The following is a 17325-nucleotide window of genomic DNA, read 5'->3' as shown; positions in this document are numbered from 1 at the left end:
GTCTAGAAATGTATAATCCTTGCCTGTTTCGAAAAACTAGCTCAATGCTTTCTCAAACAGCTGTTTTGCATTAATTTGCTCTAAAAACTCATCATGGAACTGATCCATACACTTGCAGATAAAATCCTTATGGCATACCGGGCAAGGCGTCGTTAGCAGTCGACTAATATTCGTCAAAGTCCACTCCGGATTACGTTGAGAAAAAACGCGGCACTCCGTTCCATCGGCCAAACTCATTTTAAACTCATAAAGCCCTTCCTTTTCGTTGCTACCAGCCAGCGTGAAATTAACAATATTCGGTCTGTAAGACATCATATCACCCGTATTTTTCAAATTTGTTTCGTACCTGATGACCAGAATCACCTATGACATCTTAATGAATTTTGGCGATGATGTCAAATGGACGCCATTCTCAGCGAATCAAGATTTAGGTGCAAAAGCCGCCGATCAATCGGCGGCCGTGTGTGAAATTTTTAAAAATGCGGTCAAATGACGTTGAGTTCAACATCAATGTTACCGCGAGTGGCTTTGGAGTACGGACAAAAATCATGTGCTTGGCGTGCCAAGTCTTCAGCCTGGGAACGCTCAATCCCCGGTATTTTTACATCCAGACGCACAGCTAACTGGAAACCCCCGTCGCTTGGGTCCTTGCCAATCGATACGTGGCTGGTGACCTCTACATTGTCCACCTTTACCTTGGCTTTACGGGCCACATTTGCCAACGCACTTTCATAGCATGCGCCATAGCCTGCCGCAAACAGTTGCTCCGGATTCGTAGCGTCTCCACCTGCGCCACCCAGTTCCTTTGGTGTGCTCAGCTTATGCTTCAATACCCCGTCTGAAGAAGTCACTGAACCGTCTCTTCCACCTTGTACCGTTGCTGATGCTGTGTATAACGCTTCCATGATTTCATCTCTCCTTCTTCCATCTTATTGGCATTCCGCAGGAATCCTCGTCATGTTAATACATGATTTCCTTCTCGTATGTACTTTAAACGAGCCACGCAAAATGAATCATTTAAAAAGGGATGATAACCCGTTTATTTACCGTATTATTTACCGTTTAGTTCCACCTCTTTTGTGTTTACACTATATGTTATAAGCCCCTAACCCCTAACTTGATGGGCCGCCTGCATTTAGAAAATCCAAAGCAACCAAGCTGCCCCTTGAGAGCAATATAGCTTGGTTTTTTTCATTGTTTAGTTTTAATTAAGATGGTCAATTGCTTCAAAAATACGATGATTTTGCTTGACCACATAAAAGTTGCACTAGACAAAAACTATTGTGGGTGTACAATAGGGATAACGCAATCGCTATGTCACTAATAATATATTTCAATATGAACAAAGAAGGTGAAGCGTATGAAAAATTCAAAGGGCAACTTCGCGGAAATCGCTTCACTATCAGAAGTGAATCGTTCTTTGAGCATCCCGAAGGATGGGACCTGGTTTCGGAAGTTTCTTGCCTTTGCTGGACCAGGCTATATGGTTGCTGTCGGCTATATGGACCCTGGCAACTGGGCTACAGACATCGCTGGCGGATCAAAATTCGGCTACACACTACTTAGTGTCATTCTAATCTCCAACCTGATGGCCATTCTGCTGCAAGCCTTATCTGGCAAGCTCGGTATTGCTACAGGTAAAGATTTGGCTCAAATGTGCCGGGATGCTTACAGTCGCCCTGTCGCGATCGGCTTATGGCTTTTATGTGAAATTGCCATTGCAGCCATGGATTTGGCCGAGGTCATCGGTTCAGCCATTGCGCTGAAGCTGCTGTTCGGTCTCCCGTTACTATACGGAGTCATCATTACCGCATTTGATGTTATGCTCATTTTGCTGCTGCAAAATAAAGGTTTCCGGGCATTGGAAACCCTCGTCATTGTATTAATGGCCACGATTGCCGGCTGTTTTGGCATCAATCTCATTTTGGCACAACCGGAATGGGGCGGCGTATTGGGTGGCTTTGTACCGGACTCACAAATTTTGACGAATCCAAGCATGCTGTATATTGCCATCGGTATTATGGGAGCTACCGTAATGCCACATAACCTGTATCTGCATTCTTCTATTGTACAAACCCGCAAATATGAGCAGACATCAGCAGGTAAACGGGAAGCTATTACATTTGCAACTTGGGATTCCAGTATAGCGCTCATGTTCGCTCTATTCATTAATGCGGCCATCTTGATCGTAGCAGCTGCCGTATTCCATACAGCAGGAAGAACAGATGTAGCAGAGATTAGTGATGCCTATTATCTGCTTTCGCCATTGCTGGGAACCACACTTGCGAGCATACTGTTTGGAGTGGCGTTACTCGCATCAGGTCAAAACTCGACCGTAACAGGCACTTTAGCCGGACAAATCGTGATGGAGGGCTTCTTGAATCTTCGTCTCTCACCTTGGTTGCGTCGTCTGGTGACCCGTCTTATCGCGATCATTCCAGCGGTCATCGTCACTGCGATTGCAGGTGAAAAAGGTGCGGAAGAGTTGCTAGTGCTGAGTCAGGTTATTTTATCCATCCAACTCCCTTTTGCCATCATTCCATTACTGCTCTTTACCAGTGACAAAAAGATTATGGGTGAATTTGCGAATAAAATGTGGCAAAAAGTACTAACCTGGATCGTGACCGCTATCATCATTATCTTGAATGTAGTGCTTATTATTCAGACGATTACAGGTTAATCGGTAGCAAAATCATAAAAAGGTATCTCACTTGCCTCCATGGCAGCGAGATACCTTTTTTTTACTCACCCTATTTTATTGGACCTCTATAAATAAGTGTTGGTCTAATCGTTAAAATGGTGTATTGCACTCACATAATAATGAGACTCAGCAGAAATCTCAAACCCTATTGACCTGTAGAGATTCAAGGCTCGTTTATTTTGAGTAACCACTCCTAGTCGAATCTGAGTGTACTGCTTGGCAAGCAAGATGTTAACTACACGAGCAAGAATTTCCCGGCCATACCCTCTGCCTTGGTATAATGGATGTACACAGAAGTCATGAATAACTGCTGTATCCGTATGAACATGATTGACTCGGACCATTCCAACCGGTGTCAGTCTATCTACAGCGAGGTAGGTAACACGTTCTGGTTCTCTCGTATGTTTAAAATAGTTCCTTGTCCAAGACTCTGAATCCCCAAAAGCTTGTGACGAACATTTAACCATAAAATCAAAATCTTGAGCTTCTTCTAGTCGCAAAACTAAGCCGGAATGATGTAACATATCAGAGCGGAACTGAACTAAATGCATAGTAAATTCAGACGTATTAAAGTTCGCCCCCAAGTGCTTCACACAATCTATTCCAGGTTTTGAATTGGACGGGATTCTGATACGACATGTTTTGATGCCTTGTATTTGCATCTCTGCTGCAGCTTTGTTCATTAAGGAGCGGAACACACCCTGACGCCGATAATCCGGATGAACCATAGCGTTAATATTAGCTTCGATTTCATCTGATGTATACCAACTGAGATAGCCAATGAGCTGGTTGCCCATTTGACAAAGGAATGCTTTATCCCCACCGTTTTCTTTTAGGCTTTCTATGCCCACTCTCAAACTTGAACCATCAAAATCCTTGCATAGTTGTTCTAACATTCGTACCCGAGAAATCTGATGATTTGAAAAATCATTCATTTTTAAAATTTTATATTCCTGCATATTATTTGTTGCCCACATCAAGAAGAAAACACGCAGTTTATGGACGATTAGGCGCTGTCCTTCTATAGTCTGTCCGCTTATTCATCGTTACCATTCGGACCGCCTCCTTGAGCATATGTGAGTATAATTTTAACTTAATCATCAGACAAATCAATAATATTATATTCTCAACGCTTGCCAGCCTTCGTCTGCACTTGAGCTTCAAGCGCGAGATTCAGCTTGAGCACGTTCACACGCGGCTCGCCGAATACCCCTGCGCTGCGGCCTTCTGTCTGCTCCTGCACCAGCGCCTTCAGCTGGTCCTGACCAATCCCCGTCAAGCCGCTAATACGCGGAATTTGAGCCTGTGCCGCCTGTGGCGAGATGTGCGGATCTAGACCGGAGCCGGAGTTCGTAATCAGGTCCAATGGAACCTGACTGACGGGTACATCCGGGTTATGCTTCTGCCAATCCGCAATAGAATCCTTGATCCGCTGCACCAATGCCGGGTTCGAGGGTGCGTAATTACTTGAGCCTGAACCAGCCCCATTGTAATCGATACTTGATACCCGGCCTTGGAAAAACGCCGGATTGGTAAAGGACTGCCCAATCAGCTCAGAACCGATTACCCGCCCCTCCGTGTCACGAAGCATACTGCCGTTTGCTTGCTGCGGAAACAGAACTTGCGCCACTCCTGTGCTGACTAGCGGATATGCCAATCCGCACAATAGGATCATTAGCACAGAAGTTCGCAAAGCCACTCCAATAACCGCGCTTCCTCGCATCTCTTGTCTCTCCGGTTGATTTTCTGACACTGCCTCCGTCCCCGTACGCTTGTTATGACCTTGTCCGCCAGATCCGGCTTTCTCATGTGCAGCAAACCTGCGTCCAGACAACATCCGATAAAAACCACTCATGTCGCTCACCCTTTCTGCGCTAAATCCACAAATGTACCAGCAAATCAATGGCCTTAATGCCGACAAACGGTACCACCATACCGCCCAGGCCATAAATCAGTAAATTCCGTCCCAGCAAGCGATCCGAGCTCATAGGCTTATACTTCACGCCCTTCATAGCCAGCGGAATCAGAAGTGGAATAATGACCGCATTAAAAATGAGTGCCGATAAAATAGCCGAGAGCGGGGAACCCAGTCCCATGACATTCAGTGCACTCATTTGTGGAATAGCCAGCATGAACATCGCCGGAATGATAGCAAAATATTTAGCAACATCGTTCGCAATACTGAACGTTGTCAATGCCCCGCGTGTCATAAGCAGCTGCTTACCGATGGCGACCACCTCAATAATTTTGGACGGATCAGAATCCAGGTCCACCATATTAGCAGCTTCCTTGGCCGCGACCGTACCGCTATTCATGGCAAGACCGACATCTGCCTGGGCCAGCGCAGGCGCATCATTGGTACCATCTCCAGTCATGGCAACCAGCTTGCCCTGCTCCTGCTCACGGCGGATAACCGCAATTTTGTCCTCAGGCTTGCTTTCTGCTACAAAATCGTCCACACCTGCTTCACGTGCAATTGTAGCAGCGGTCAGCGGATTATCACCGGTACACATAATCGTGCGGATGCCCATTTCCCGAAGCTGATCGAAGCGCTCCTTCATGCCCGGCTTCACCGTATCCTTCAAATAAATAATGCCGTATATCCGATCATCCAGCGCCACCGCTAACGGTGTACCTCCTTCTGCGGCTACCTGATTTGCTTTTTCCTCCAGATCGGCCGGAACACTGCCTTTTTGCGATACAATCCACTGCCGGACAGAGTCCACGGCGCCTTTGCGTACTCTTCGTCCATCGGCGAGATCCAGACCACTCATCCGGGTTTCTGCCTTGAACTCGATAAAGGTCCCACCTGCTGCCAAGGATTCATCCAGCGTGTACTCCTGCTTGCGCATCAATTCCAGCACCGAGCGCCCCTCAGGTGTCTCATCCTTTAGTGAACTCATCGCCGCCCATTTCGCTAACTCTGCCTTTTCTACACCATCTACCACCACGAATTCACTCGCCATCCGGTTTCCGAAGGTGATGGTACCCGTTTTATCGAGAATCATCGTGTTGATGTCCCCGGATGCTTCTACCGCCTTGCCTGACATGGCCAGCACGTTAAACTGGGTAACCCGGTCCATACCGGCAATCCCAATAGCCGACAAAAGCCCGCCAATCGTGGTCGGAATCAGACAGACTAGCAACGAAATCAGCACGGGAACAGGCAAATCAATCTTAAAATGACGGGCTATCGGAGCCAGTGTCACCACCACAATTAGAAAAATAATCGTTAAACTAATCAGCAATGTATTCAGCGCAATTTCATTTGGCGTTTTTTGCCGCTGTGCACCTTCCACGAGCGAAATCATTTTATCAATAAACGTCTCACCCGGCTCAGTTGTAATCCGCACCTTAATACGGTCACTGACCACCCGCGTCCCACCGGTTACCGAGCAAAAATCACCGCCCGATTCCTTAATGACCGGAGCTGATTCTCCCGTAATCGCAGATTCATCCACCGAAGCCAGGCCTTCAATGACCTCACCATCACTTGGAATCATTTCGCCCTGAGAGACGATTACCACGTCACCTTTACGCAATGCTGTCGAGCTGACTACTTGAATCTCATTTCCGACAAGCTTATTAGCTTGCGAGTCCTGCTTGGATTTTTTCAAGGAAGCAGCTTGTGCCTTCCCCCGTCCCTCCGCGAGCGCTTCGGCAAAGTTAGCAAAAAGCAGCGTGAACAACAGAATAATAAATACAGCCAAGTTAAAGCCCATTTCCTTGCCGGCTCCAAAATAACCGGGAAGCAGTAGCATGAGCAGTACGACCAATGTACCGATCTCCACGACGAACATGACAGGATTTTTCATCATGATCATTGGATTTAATTTGATAAAGCTATCCTTGATCGCCTGCTTCAAGATGCTTCTATCCAGCATGCGTTTGCGTTCTTCCTTCATGATCAAGCACCCCGTTCATCCATTCTCATTTTTCTTCTTCATGCTCATTTTTCATCACATGGTCAAAAATTCAGCTACAGGACCCAATACGATCACCGGCAAAAAGGTTAACGCACCAATCAACAGAACAACTCCGATGAGGATGGCTCCAAACAGCTTGTTGTCCGTGCGCAGTGTGCCTATCGTCACCGGGGTCGGGGCTTTGGCATTCAACGAAGCTGCCACAGCCAGCAATGCAATCATGGATACATATCGTCCAAAAAACATAACTGCTCCTGTTGTAACATTCCAGAACACGTTGTTATCTGAAAGGCCTTCAAATCCTGAACCGTTATTTGCCGCAGATGATGCATATTCATAGAGCACCTGAGTCAACCCGTGATATCCGGGGTTAGAGACCGCATCGTATCCCCAATGACTCATAAACGCAAGCGCAGTTGGAGCAAGAATAAGAAACGGATGTACCAAAATGGCAATCGCAATCAGCTTCATTTCCTTGCCTTCAATTTTCCTACCCATAAATTCCGGGGTTCTTCCGACCATCAAACCGCATATAAACACCCCCAGAATCGCATACATCAGCATATTCATCAGCCCGACGCCCTTGCCGCCAAAAATGACGTTTAGCATCATTTCTCCCAAAGCAGCCATACCACCTAGCGGGGTCAGTGTATCATGCATATTATTGACCGAACCTGTCGTCGCCGCCGTTGTGACCGCAGTGAATAATGCCGATTGTCCAATGCCGAAACGAACCTCTTTCCCTTCCATGCTTCCCTGAGATGCATCCATACCCAGTGCCTGGATTAACGGATTACCTGTCTTCTCCGACACATACGTTATGGATAGAAAAATAAGGAACAAGACCATCATCGAGCTAAAAATAATCCAGCCCTGCTTGCGATTACGGGCAAACAATCCAAAAGTATACGGCAACGAAGCCGGCATTACCCACATTGCTAATATTTCCAGTACGTTCGTCCAAGGACTTGGATTCTCAAAAGGATGAGCAGAATTAGCTCCCGCAAAACCGCCCCCGTTCGTGCCCAAATGCTTGATGGATTCCAATGAGGCAATAGGTCCCATAGCAATCTGCTGCTGTGTACCGCTTAAAGTCGTAATATCCGCTGTAGGCTGTAGCGTCTGTGGTACTTTTAGTCCCACCAGCACCAGCGTAAGTATAAAGGCAAGCGGCAGGAAAATCCGTATGTTGGCTTTAATAAAATCTTGAAAAAAATTACCCAGCCCTTCACCGCGCCGCGTCAATCCCCTCATAAAAGCCGCAGCAACCGAAAACCCCGAAGCAGCCGAAGTAAACATCATCATCGTGACGAACGCCATCTGTGTCAGATACGTAAGCCCGCTCTCACCGCTATAATGTTGGAGATTCGTATTGGTCATAAAGCTGATTACCGTATTAAAGGCCAGTGATGCTTCCATATTACTGTTTCCAACCGGATTGCCCGGGAGTATAGCCTGCAAGCGCAATAGCAGGTAGCTGATCCCCACAAGCACCACATTGGTTGCAATGAAACTCATAGCATACGTGGTCCAACGCATGCTGTCCTGTTTCTTCAAGCCTACAGCCTTATAAATCAGCTTTTCCGTCCCACCAAAAATCCGATCCGTCCGATTCGGTTCATTCGAAAATACGTGATACATATAGGTACCCACTGGCTTAACCAAGAGCAGCAATATGACGATCACAATTCCAATTTGCAGTAGCTCCATCCTCTATTCCTCCTTAAAATGCTCCTGCATTTGGAACAACAGACCTGCTTCAGACCATCCATTGAGTGCACACGTTTGCGAAAATCTGCCCCTCTGATGCTTCATTCTTGATCTGCTGTTCCCGCCTGCTCGATCCTATAGTTGACTAGAACTTTTCAGGATTCAGGAGTGCGTAGATTAAATACACGAACACAATAACCGTGAGCCCTAGCACAACGATCATCCTCTTCGCCCTCCTTTTGAGGTCTGCGCATCACACCAGCGTATAAACAGTAATATCACTCCATAACTCACAGCCATTACGAGCAGCATGTATAAATCCATCATGTTCCTATCCTCCGTATCGCTCCTCAGATTGTCCTTTTGATTCCATCATAAAATCATAAACCAGCTATGTTATAAGTGCTTATCCGTTCAGCAGGAAACCCACCTCTCCGTTCAATGTGTAGATCACATGGTCCGCTCCCAATCCCCGATAAATTCCTTGCGGATTACAGCCGTGCGTTATAACATAGATCGATTCTGATGTTAGTGGCCGACATATTTGCAGGAAACGGCAAGTCAAATTCAAGCTGTTTTCGAACAAATACACACTCCCAATTTCTTTACTAGGAAAATTCCATTTTCCCGCTTGCATCGTATTGATGCGCACAATGTGCTCCACACCCATTTTTTTGAGCTGTCGTTCCTCCTGAGTGCTATTTGTGAGAACTGCAAACGCCAATTTTTTGAACATAAGCAATTTCACAAAACTTCTGCCCGCTTCATTCGGTGCAGTGACAATAATTAACCGACCTTCCATCAGTAGCTCCTCTCCCGGTATAAAAAGACAACAAAAAGAAGCCGAAGGAAAAAGGCTTCCTCCGGCTTCATACATTCCATGATAAAATAAACCATGGCTGCACACGGCGGTTTGTTGCCTCTCCCTGTACGCTTACGAGGTTAGCTGTCGGATTCGGACGTGAGAGTCGCCCTATTTACGGCACTTGACCGGAAAATTCACCCCATGAGACACACGGCTTTCAAAGCCGTACATACTCGTTGGTTCCCCCGTTTTTGCAACTGCAAAATTCAGCGCTTTAGACAATTCGTTGTTGCTTCATTGGTGTTAATTTGAAATTACGTCTTGAATCATACACCCGTGCAAGGAAGACTGTAAAGCTCAACGGCGGGGCTATAAACCACCCTTTAGAGCATAGGAGATTAAGAATAACGCTTACAAGGCATCTATGCTTCTCGTATCTCTTTAAAACTCTGTATTTCACCCCTTTTTGAAAATGAAAGGCATGTCAATATTGGCGTAGGGTATGGCTTAGTTACTCCTTATTTGCAAAAAGGAAAGAAAATACGCTATACGTGCCAGATAATTACCGATTGAACCCGTTTTTATGAGAAGAAACACCTCAATTAGCTCCATTTGAAGTGCGATTTACCGTTTTGAACAAAAGACGATTTTACAATGGTCCAATGCCCGTATACTCTTCCGGACTTGCAACCCCTTGTTGAGTTGCTTACAATTTAATTGCAGAATATTGAATGAGGAGGGATATCATGAGCGTATATAAATATGATGCACAGACCCTACAAGGGGTACAAATTCCGTTATCCACATACGAAGGGAAAGTTCTACTTATCGTGAATACTGCCAGCAAATGTGGGTTAACCCCCCAGTACAAGGCGCTACAAGAGCTATATGACCAGTATCATGAACAGGGGCTCGAAATTTTGGGATTTCCCAGCAACCAGTTCGCCAAACAAGAGCCGGGCTCCAGCGAGGAGATCTCTGAGTTTTGCCAAATCAATTACGGTGTGACCTTCCCCATGTTCGCCAAGACAGATGTCAACGGTGATCAGGCACATCCTCTATTTCGCTACCTGACCCACACTGCTCCGGGAGTATTAGGCTCCAAAGCGATCAAATGGAATTTCACTAAATTCTTAATTACACGAGAAGGTAACGTATTTAAGCGTTATGCGCCGCAAACCACTCCAGATAAGCTTATAGGAGATATAGAGAAGCTTTTGCGGAAAAACTGACATCTTTCTTCATTACAGTTAACGAGCGGTCCGCTGTCCATATGACCGCTTCTGTAACAGAATGATATAACGAAAAATATTTAACGAAAAAAGCACCCCTTCACGTAAAACGTGTCAGGATGCTTTTTCAACTGGGTATTACACATAATGCGGTCGAGAGGACTCGAACCTCCACGGGCGTACGCCCACTACCCCCTCAAGATAGCGTGTCTGCCATTCCACCACGACCGCATGTCATAATGTATTGAGGCAACAGATTTATTATACTCTCTCAGCAACAATTTGTAAACAATAATATTATAATTATTTTAGTGTAACTTTATATAACGTATATAAGCAATAAAATTATTTAATTTGACATGAAAGAGCTCAAAGTGTAAATATATATTACATAAATAATTGAACTATTATTATATAAATAAGATTAGAGTCAAATAAACTGACACAAATATTCACCTCAAGGAGGCGAACCATCCTGCATAAAGGTAACCGATTGCTAAACTACGCATTGTTGTTGGACCCTTCCCTACCCATTGGTGGTTTTACCCGTTTCTACGGACTGGATGAACGTTTCCGTAACGGAAACTTGAACAGTCTACAGGATCTGAAACATTTTATGCGAGACGATTGGTATCCTCAAATTACAACCCTTGACGGCATGGCCATCAAAAGTCTGTATGCAGCCATCCAGCAGAATGACGGTTGGCGGATCGCCCTTATTGATAAAATGCTGTACACCCAACATCCTTCCTCGCAGTATGTGAAAAAATCGCGACTTTCTGGCCAGCGTCTGCTCAAGCTCACCAAGGCTCTTTATCCTTGGCTTGCATTTGACCAACTGGAAGACACACTCACTCAATACAATGCAATTGGCACACTCGCTACTGTCCACACTTGGATTAACTTCCTTCTCGGAACCGATATAGAACAGACCATTCACGGCTATTTTGCCACAGCGGTATCCTTCTGTATCGAAGATGCCTTCAGACTGCTCAATCCTCCTTACGAGGAAAAGAATCCTCTTATCGATCACATGACCAGCGAGTTGCTCACCACCTGGAAGAAATTTAACGAACCTACGCCAAGCTTATTTCAGCCTCACCTTTTCCATAGCCATCAGACCAGTTCCTACATCACTCAGCCACCCTATATGAGCCATAGTAGCCAATTGAATGCATCCAGGCCCTTTTCCTCCTCCATCCTATTCAAACGCCTTCCAGCCTCCCTCTGATGCGTCGTTTTACCAGTCTAGCAGTCACAATAAAAATACTCTGCCCTTTTCTCAAGCGGCAGAGTATTTTTAATTCATGTATCCAAATTCATACCACTCACAGACTATAGTCGGATTATTTTCACTTTTTGCACTTAATTAAGTAATTATTTTAATAAAATAACGCATTTAAGATTGTATAAACACGTATAAAAGTGTATCATAGTTTTAGATGGTTAATTCTAACATGTTTACTGATGATTATTATATCACACCAATTATTCTGCAAGAATCCGTAAGGGGCGATTTCTCTTGAACAACAAAATGCCTGTCACCTCCTTCGGGTGGGCCATCAAACAAAGGCTTGTCGAGCTTCGACTGGATCAGAAAACATTTTGCGAGACACACAATATCCCGCCTTCACGCTTGTCCAATCTGATTCACGGCACCCGTAAAGCACAAAGGTACAGAAAACAAGTTGCTGCAATTCTGAATATCGACGATAACGATTATAAGGAGGCGACACCACACTAAACCCAACAAGCATTCCAGCATCCGACGCGCCGCCATATTATCAGGAAATCAAATAAACCCGTAAACCGAACCCCTTAGTCCGTTTTACGGGTTATCCACCCAGGCGTTTAGCCATAGATTATTCAAGTTTCGCTTTGTCCTTCTCCCTTTTTTGCTTACGGTATTTCGCAAATTCAACATATTCTAAAATAAAGTTCTGTTCTTCTGTCTCAAGATCTTCAGCCTGGCAATTCAACGGCCCCATCACCCCAAAAAAATAAGCAGCCTTCTGCTCCTGAAGCACGCCTTCCCCCGGCTTAATTCCTTTCATCAACCAGTCGAGCGATACATTAAAAAAGTCCGAAATCTGAATCAAATGGGCGGTACCTGGCGTTGTTTTTCCTCTTCTCCAATCACCGAGATTCCCTGAGCTGATTTTAAGCTTTTCACAAAATGCCTTCTTGGTCATTCCCCGATCCTTAATTAAAGCTTCAATTCGCTGATAAATAGTTTGATCTCCCAAAACGTTTCCCCTCCGACACTGTAGCTTTTTTCTAATTATTTTTCAATTGTACACATTAGAACATCCTTATCAAACCTCACAGCAAACATTAATCAGTAGTTGAATTATGCTGGTTTTTCTCTTTACGAAAACGGGTAAATTCAATATACTCAAGTATAAAATCTCTTTCCGCCTCACTTAGCGATTCCCCCTGGCAATTCAGTTGCCCTGAAGCTCCAAAAAAATAAGGGTCCTGCGACTCCTTTAGTACTTTACTCTGCACATCTCGACCCAGCATAATCCAATCCAGACTAGCATTAAAAAACGAAGCGATTTCAATGAGTTTATTCGTGCCCGGTGTCGTTTTTCCTCTTTTCCAATCTCCAAAGTTTCCTGTACTAATGCCCAACTGCTGGCAAAACGCCTTTTTCGTCATACCTCGTTCCTTAATGAGCTCCTCAATGCGTTGGTAAATAGATTGCATAGAAGTTCCTTCCTCCCTAGCAGGCTCTCCAAATAACGATATCATGTACCCTGTTCCCATTTCAAAGATCACGTATGCTAAAATTACCGAATTATGTATGTTGGTTTTCATTATACCACAATATGCAACAAAAACCGCCTGTTTTCCGAAGAAAGGGCGGTCTTTAAGTCAGTTCGCTTACGCCAATCAATCACGTAGCAGAGTTGTCGATTTTAAGTAAAATCTGCTTCAATTCGTTCAACGTTTCACTCAAGTGCAATAATTCTTCTTCCGGCAGATACACCAGTCTCTCTTGAATTTTATTAGAGAAGGTATGAAATACCTGTTCACAAAAAGCGTCGCCTTCTTCTGTAATGGCTACGTTCACGACTCTACGATCCGAGTCACACGATTGGCGGTCAGCCAACCCATGCTCCACCAGCTTATCCAGAAGAGGAGTCATATTCGGGCGTGAGACATTAAGTTGTTTGGACAAATCGGATACTGTAGACGAACGTACTTCACGCAGAAGCATGAGCACCTGAAAGTTATTAGGCGACAAATGCAATGGAAAATCAAGCGGACCGTAGGTGAAAAATTTCTTCTTCACAATCGGAAACAAGCCCAAAATATTTTCTGATATATTTCCTAACAGTTGAGTGTCCATATTTTTCACCGTCACTTCATAAGTTTATATATTTATTATTCTATAACATTATGGCGTCATATTATACTATGGAATCATTATTTCATCATAATCATTGTTTAATTGCATCAATGCACAAATAAAAAAAGCCTCTAACGCGAGAGACTTTTCCGTTTATTCCATTGATGCGGTCGAGAGGACTCGAACCTCCACGAGCGTACGCTCACTACCCCCTCAAGATAGCGTGTCTGCCATTCCACCACGACCGCATAACAAAATATATATGGTGAGCCATGAAGGACTCGAACCTTCGACACCCTGATTAAAAGTCAGGTGCTCTACCAACTGAGCTAATGGCTCATGCTATTCATCCAAGCTGTCCGCCATTAGACCAGACCTCAGGAATTCCCCTTAAGCATGCAACATGTAGTCTATAAAGACAACAATGACCCGTAGGGGATTCGAACCCCTGTTACCTCCGTGAAAGGGAGGTGTCTTAACCCCTTGACCAACGGGCCTTATTAATGTACACCAACTTGGCGACAAGAAAGAGTATATCAAATAGAATAGTAAATGGCAATACTTATTTTTAAAAATTTTAAAAAAGTTATTTTATATAATTATAAAATGCATGTTCACTTACATTAACTTATCTATAATCATCTAACCCCTGAAAAATCATGATAAATGATTGCAATATCACTTACATTTACTTATAATCACTTACGAGATACCGAAATGATTATATATCAGAGGAGCTTTCTATGTATCAGGAAGAACGAATGTTAAAAATCGTTGATTACTTACAGCTTCACAAGCGTATTTCGGTGGATGATATTTGTGAAATTTTTAATGTTTCACGGGATACGGCTCGTCGAGACCTGGTAAAACTTGAAGAGCATCAAAAAATTATTCGCACCCGCGGCGGCGCCCTACTCCCTAAACTGCATCACGATCCAATTGGAAATTATAACGAAAGACTACTTACTGTATCAGAGGAGAAACAAGTGATCGGACAACTGGCTGCCAGCATGGTACGAAATAGGGATCGTATTATATTGGATTCCTCGACCACCGTACAGGCGTGCGCAGAAAGACTGAATGTGCAGGAATGTTCGGTTATCACCAATTCAATTAATCAGGCTGACGTACTATCTGGAAAAGACGGTGTCTCCATTCATCTGTTGGGAGGCCGCCTGCAAAAAGAGCACCGATATGTATACGGCTCGTCCGTAATCGCCACTTTGTCTCACTATTTTGTAGACAAAGCTTTTATCGGGATTGGAGGTATATCAGCTCACGGACTAAGCCTGATTCATGAAGAAGACGGTATGCTGAAGCATCAGATGATGAAACAGGCGGATCAGGTGATCATCCTTGCGGACCATTCGAAATTCGGAATCAATTTCCCATATCGTTTTGCTGATTTGTCTGAGGTTAATATCGTGATCACCGATCGCTTGCCAGAATCAGCGATGCTGGAAATTTTGCAACACCATGATATCGAAGTGGTTGTCCCCTCATAAATTTGAAGCCAATTGCTCTAACTAGACGCGATATTTGTATAACAGAGAGATCAAAAGACAGGAGCTGGAGAGAAATGAAACTGTTTGCGATTGATATGGATGGAACGCTACTGAACGAGGAAGGAAAAATAAGCAAAGCCAACGCAGAGGCAATCCGCAAGGCACAGCAGCAAGGTGTTCAAGTGACGATTGCCACTGGCAGAGCCGCTTATGACGCCTGGACAAAGTTAGAGGAAGCAGAGCTGGTTACTCCCGTCATTGGAGCAAACGGCGCCACTGTACACGATGCGCATCGTCGCCAGTTAACCTCTACTCCTATGGGCCGGAGCGAAACATTTGAAGTGCTGAGCTGGCTCGAGGGTAACGACTTCTACTATGAGGTCATGACAGACCGGGCCATTTATTCTCCACAAAAGGGACATCAGCTACTTGCTGTTGAAATGGACCGCTTGCTGAGCGCCAATCCAGATATTTCACTGGATACTTTATTACATGCAGCTGAAAAGCAATATGAACAGACCGGGCATACCCGCATCGCTTCATATGAGCAGATTCCACTGGATGTAGAGATATATAATGTGCTCTGTTTCTCCTTTGATCAAGCCAAATTGGAATGGGGGCGTGAACGTTACCGAGATTTTCAAGGTCTGAACATGGTCATTTCCTCAGATCGTAACTTTGAAGTCGAGCATAAGGATGCGTCTAAGGGTAATGCATTGCGCTATCTCGCGAATCATCTGAGCATCCCCATGCAGGAAGCGGTAGCGATCGGAGACAACTATAACGATATTTCCATGCTGACGATGGCTGGGAGAGGTATCGCCATGGGCAATGCAAAAGACGATATAAAGGCAGTCTGCTCCGACGTTACCCTGACCAATGTGGAAGACGGCGTTGCTCATGCTCTGTTGAACTTACTCAAAACCATCAAGGCTGACACTGTGAAATAGAAGGGATTGGCTGCTACGTTACTTAAAAAGCAGATCTATACAAAAGCAGATCTAAACGAAAAGGACGCTCGCATGCATTGTTACCATGCATACGAGCGTCCTTATTCTACTTAAAATACCAACGGAGAGAGAGGGATTCGAACCCTCGCACCGCTTACGCAGTCTAACCCCTTAGCAGAGGGTCCCCTTATAGCCACTTGGGTATCTCTCCATGGCTCCCCGAACAGGACTCGAACCTGTGACAACTCGATTAACAGTCGAGTGCTCTACCAACTGAGCTATCAGGGAACATTACTGTAAATTATCATACAGTATGGTTAATTTACCATGAATCAGGGGGTTACGTCAAGTGTCAACAAGCGAAGTTTACCTCCACATTTTCCACAGCGATATCGCTGTGGGTTCATTTTACGCTTGCGCATATACTCCTGTTGACAGGAAACACACACCAGCTTGTAACGATAAGGCTGAGGTTTTCTTCCCACTCTTCCCGGCAGAGTCTGACAATGCCTGCTCCCTCCTACACGGGCCAGCCATGCTTTGAAATCAGCATCACGATGCTGATAGCCCATTCCGCGCAGATGTAGATGATAATGGCACAGCTCATGCTTTATTATTTTTTCCACTTCAGAGCGTCCATAAGCGGCGAGTTGATGTGGATTAATTTCAATATGATGACTTTTCATAAAATATCGACCGCCTGTAGAAGACAGGCGCGAGTTAAAGGTGGCTTGATGCTGAAACGGCACGCCAAAGCTCTCCAGCGAGATGCGCTCTACCCATTCTTGAAGTTCTTTATTACTCATGGAAGGGTTCATTGAATTGCTCAGAGACTCGGACTCCATCTTTATGGTTTCCCTCCTTTGCTCCATACTGACAAGCATATTATAAAATAACGGCCGAAGTCTAACCCTGGTTCATTAAGCACACTTTAGGTATCCACCCCATATGCTAAACATACAGATGTAACGCAGAGGAGGAGATCGGCTTGCCTCAATGGCTTAGTAACCAGCTCATGCGGGCCTTTTACAAGAAGGACCGACGCCAAATTAGACTGTTGAATGATTGTTGGTTTTTTTATCATAAAGCACCTGGTATAGAATTTGATGCCAACAACGGATAGAATCAGAAACATCCAGAA

General features: G+C 44.8%; 19 protein-coding genes, 6 tRNA genes and 1 riboswitch. Of the genes, 7 read left to right on the top strand and 18 right to left on the bottom strand.

Going from position 1 to position 17325, the window contains the following annotated elements; translation table 11 throughout:
- Window positions 1–36: 36 nt before the first annotated feature.
- Together EGM68_RS06905 and EGM68_RS06900 are read right to left on the bottom strand one after the other, a co-directional pair.
- Window positions 37–363 (bottom strand): hypothetical protein, encoded by a 327-nt coding sequence (locus EGM68_RS06905; RefSeq protein WP_013369949.1) that lies wholly within the window; start codon window positions 361–363, stop codon window positions 37–39.
- Window positions 364–485: 122 nt separating this feature from the next.
- A complete protein-coding gene (locus EGM68_RS06900) occupies window positions 486–905 on the bottom strand; it encodes an organic hydroperoxide resistance protein (protein ID WP_040101864.1) in 420 nt (139 codons plus the stop codon).
- Window positions 906–1360: 455 nt separating this feature from the next.
- Between EGM68_RS06900 and EGM68_RS06895 the strand changes: the two genes are divergently transcribed.
- On the top strand, window positions 1361–2680 hold the full coding sequence (locus EGM68_RS06895) for an Nramp family divalent metal transporter (protein ID WP_013369945.1): 1320 nt from the start codon (window positions 1361–1363) through the stop codon (window positions 2678–2680).
- A gap of 104 nt (window positions 2681–2784) precedes the next feature.
- On the opposite strand, the gene EGM68_RS06890 is transcribed toward EGM68_RS06895, so the two are convergent.
- The 6 genes from EGM68_RS06890 to EGM68_RS06865 form a co-directional block, all read right to left on the bottom strand.
- Window positions 2785–3660: a GNAT family N-acetyltransferase gene (locus EGM68_RS06890; protein ID WP_058711852.1), complete on the bottom strand. Its 876-nt coding sequence runs from the start codon at window positions 3658–3660 to the stop codon at window positions 2785–2787.
- Window positions 3661–3827: 167 nt separating this feature from the next.
- Window positions 3828–4556 (bottom strand): potassium-transporting ATPase subunit KdpC, encoded by a 729-nt coding sequence (gene kdpC, locus EGM68_RS06885; RefSeq protein WP_058711853.1) that lies wholly within the window; start codon window positions 4554–4556, stop codon window positions 3828–3830.
- A 19-nt stretch (window positions 4557–4575) separates the two neighbouring features.
- Entirely contained in the window at window positions 4576–6606 is a 2031-nt protein-coding gene (kdpB, locus tag EGM68_RS06880) for a potassium-transporting ATPase subunit KdpB (protein WP_129548893.1), read from the bottom strand.
- 54 nt (window positions 6607–6660) lie between these two features.
- Window positions 6661–8337, bottom strand: a complete 1677-nt coding sequence (gene kdpA / locus EGM68_RS06875; RefSeq protein ID WP_064962336.1) for a potassium-transporting ATPase subunit KdpA — start codon at window positions 8335–8337, stop codon at window positions 6661–6663.
- A 145-nt stretch (window positions 8338–8482) separates the two neighbouring features.
- Window positions 8483–8560 (bottom strand): K(+)-transporting ATPase subunit F, encoded by a 78-nt coding sequence (kdpF, locus tag EGM68_RS26500; protein WP_080567893.1) that lies wholly within the window; start codon window positions 8558–8560, stop codon window positions 8483–8485.
- Between the two features lie 183 nt (window positions 8561–8743).
- Entirely contained in the window at window positions 8744–9139 is a 396-nt protein-coding gene (locus tag EGM68_RS06865) for a hypothetical protein (protein ID WP_025679877.1), read from the bottom strand.
- Window positions 9140–9252: 113 nt separating this feature from the next.
- A riboswitch (cyclic di-AMP (ydaO/yuaA leader) is annotated at window positions 9253–9424 on the bottom strand.
- A 464-nt stretch (window positions 9425–9888) separates the two neighbouring features.
- Here EGM68_RS06865 and EGM68_RS06860 point away from each other — a divergent pair.
- The gene (locus EGM68_RS06860) at window positions 9889–10374 is read left to right on the top strand and encodes a glutathione peroxidase (protein ID WP_025679876.1); all 486 of its coding nucleotides are present in this window, start codon (window positions 9889–9891) and stop codon (window positions 10372–10374) included.
- A gap of 148 nt (window positions 10375–10522) precedes the next feature.
- On the opposite strand, the gene EGM68_RS06855 is transcribed toward EGM68_RS06860, so the two are convergent.
- Window positions 10523–10605, bottom strand: a tRNA-Leu gene (locus EGM68_RS06855).
- A gap of 262 nt (window positions 10606–10867) precedes the next feature.
- On the opposite strand from EGM68_RS06855, the gene EGM68_RS06850 reads away from it, so the two are divergent.
- Together EGM68_RS06850 and EGM68_RS06845 are read left to right on the top strand one after the other, a co-directional pair.
- Window positions 10868–11605 carry an urease accessory protein UreF gene (locus EGM68_RS06850; RefSeq protein WP_013369936.1) on the top strand — a complete coding sequence of 246 codons (738 nt, stop codon included), beginning with the start codon at window positions 10868–10870 and terminating at the stop codon, window positions 11603–11605.
- A gap of 291 nt (window positions 11606–11896) precedes the next feature.
- Window positions 11897–12118 (top strand): Rha family transcriptional regulator, encoded by a 222-nt coding sequence (locus tag EGM68_RS06845; RefSeq protein WP_013369935.1) that lies wholly within the window; start codon window positions 11897–11899, stop codon window positions 12116–12118.
- A 118-nt stretch (window positions 12119–12236) separates the two neighbouring features.
- On the opposite strand, the gene EGM68_RS06840 is transcribed toward EGM68_RS06845, so the two are convergent.
- The 6 genes from EGM68_RS06840 to EGM68_RS06815 all read right to left on the bottom strand — a co-directional run bounded on the left by EGM68_RS06840 (window position 12237) and on the right by EGM68_RS06815 (window position 14226).
- The gene (locus EGM68_RS06840) at window positions 12237–12620 is read right to left on the bottom strand and encodes a helix-turn-helix domain-containing protein (protein WP_013369934.1); all 384 of its coding nucleotides are present in this window, start codon (window positions 12618–12620) and stop codon (window positions 12237–12239) included.
- 88 nt (window positions 12621–12708) lie between these two features.
- The gene (locus tag EGM68_RS06835; protein WP_013369933.1) at window positions 12709–13083 is read right to left on the bottom strand and encodes a helix-turn-helix domain-containing protein; all 375 of its coding nucleotides are present in this window, start codon (window positions 13081–13083) and stop codon (window positions 12709–12711) included.
- Window positions 13084–13273: 190 nt separating this feature from the next.
- Entirely contained in the window at window positions 13274–13729 is a 456-nt protein-coding gene (locus tag EGM68_RS06830) for a MarR family winged helix-turn-helix transcriptional regulator (protein WP_014599548.1), read from the bottom strand.
- 165 nt (window positions 13730–13894) lie between these two features.
- Window positions 13895–13977 (bottom strand) — tRNA-Leu (locus tag EGM68_RS06825).
- A 15-nt stretch (window positions 13978–13992) separates the two neighbouring features.
- Window positions 13993–14068: transfer RNA gene (locus tag EGM68_RS06820), tRNA-Lys, on the bottom strand.
- 86 nt (window positions 14069–14154) lie between these two features.
- Window positions 14155–14226: transfer RNA gene (locus tag EGM68_RS06815), tRNA-Glu, on the bottom strand.
- A gap of 246 nt (window positions 14227–14472) precedes the next feature.
- Between EGM68_RS06815 and EGM68_RS06810 the strand changes: the two genes are divergently transcribed.
- On the top strand, window positions 14473–15234 hold the full coding sequence (locus tag EGM68_RS06810; RefSeq protein ID WP_040101868.1) for a DeoR/GlpR family DNA-binding transcription regulator: 762 nt from the start codon (window positions 14473–14475) through the stop codon (window positions 15232–15234).
- Between the two features lie 74 nt (window positions 15235–15308).
- The gene (locus tag EGM68_RS06805; protein ID WP_129548892.1) at window positions 15309–16184 is read left to right on the top strand and encodes a Cof-type HAD-IIB family hydrolase; all 876 of its coding nucleotides are present in this window, start codon (window positions 15309–15311) and stop codon (window positions 16182–16184) included.
- Between the two features lie 122 nt (window positions 16185–16306).
- Here the strand turns inward: EGM68_RS06805 and EGM68_RS06800 are convergent.
- From EGM68_RS06800 to EGM68_RS06790, 3 genes are all read right to left on the bottom strand, one after another.
- Window positions 16307–16395: transfer RNA gene (locus EGM68_RS06800), tRNA-Ser, on the bottom strand.
- Window position 16396: 1 nt separating this feature from the next.
- Window positions 16397–16472: transfer RNA gene (locus tag EGM68_RS06795), tRNA-Asn, on the bottom strand.
- A gap of 44 nt (window positions 16473–16516) precedes the next feature.
- Window positions 16517–17029 (bottom strand): SprT family protein, encoded by a 513-nt coding sequence (locus EGM68_RS06790; RefSeq protein ID WP_013369929.1) that lies wholly within the window; start codon window positions 17027–17029, stop codon window positions 16517–16519.
- Between the two features lie 143 nt (window positions 17030–17172).
- Between EGM68_RS06790 and cmpA the strand changes: the two genes are divergently transcribed.
- A complete protein-coding gene (cmpA, locus tag EGM68_RS06785; RefSeq protein ID WP_013369928.1) occupies window positions 17173–17307 on the top strand; it encodes a cortex morphogenetic protein CmpA in 135 nt (44 codons plus the stop codon).
- Window positions 17308–17325 lie beyond the last annotated feature (18 nt).

The sequence above is a fragment of the Paenibacillus sp. M-152 genome, from assembly GCF_003856555.1.
Classification (GTDB): domain Bacteria; phylum Bacillota; class Bacilli; order Paenibacillales; family Paenibacillaceae; genus Paenibacillus; species Paenibacillus polymyxa_C.
The sequence above is the reverse complement of the archived record's forward strand: the minus strand, read 5'-3'. Positions and strand labels throughout refer to the sequence as shown.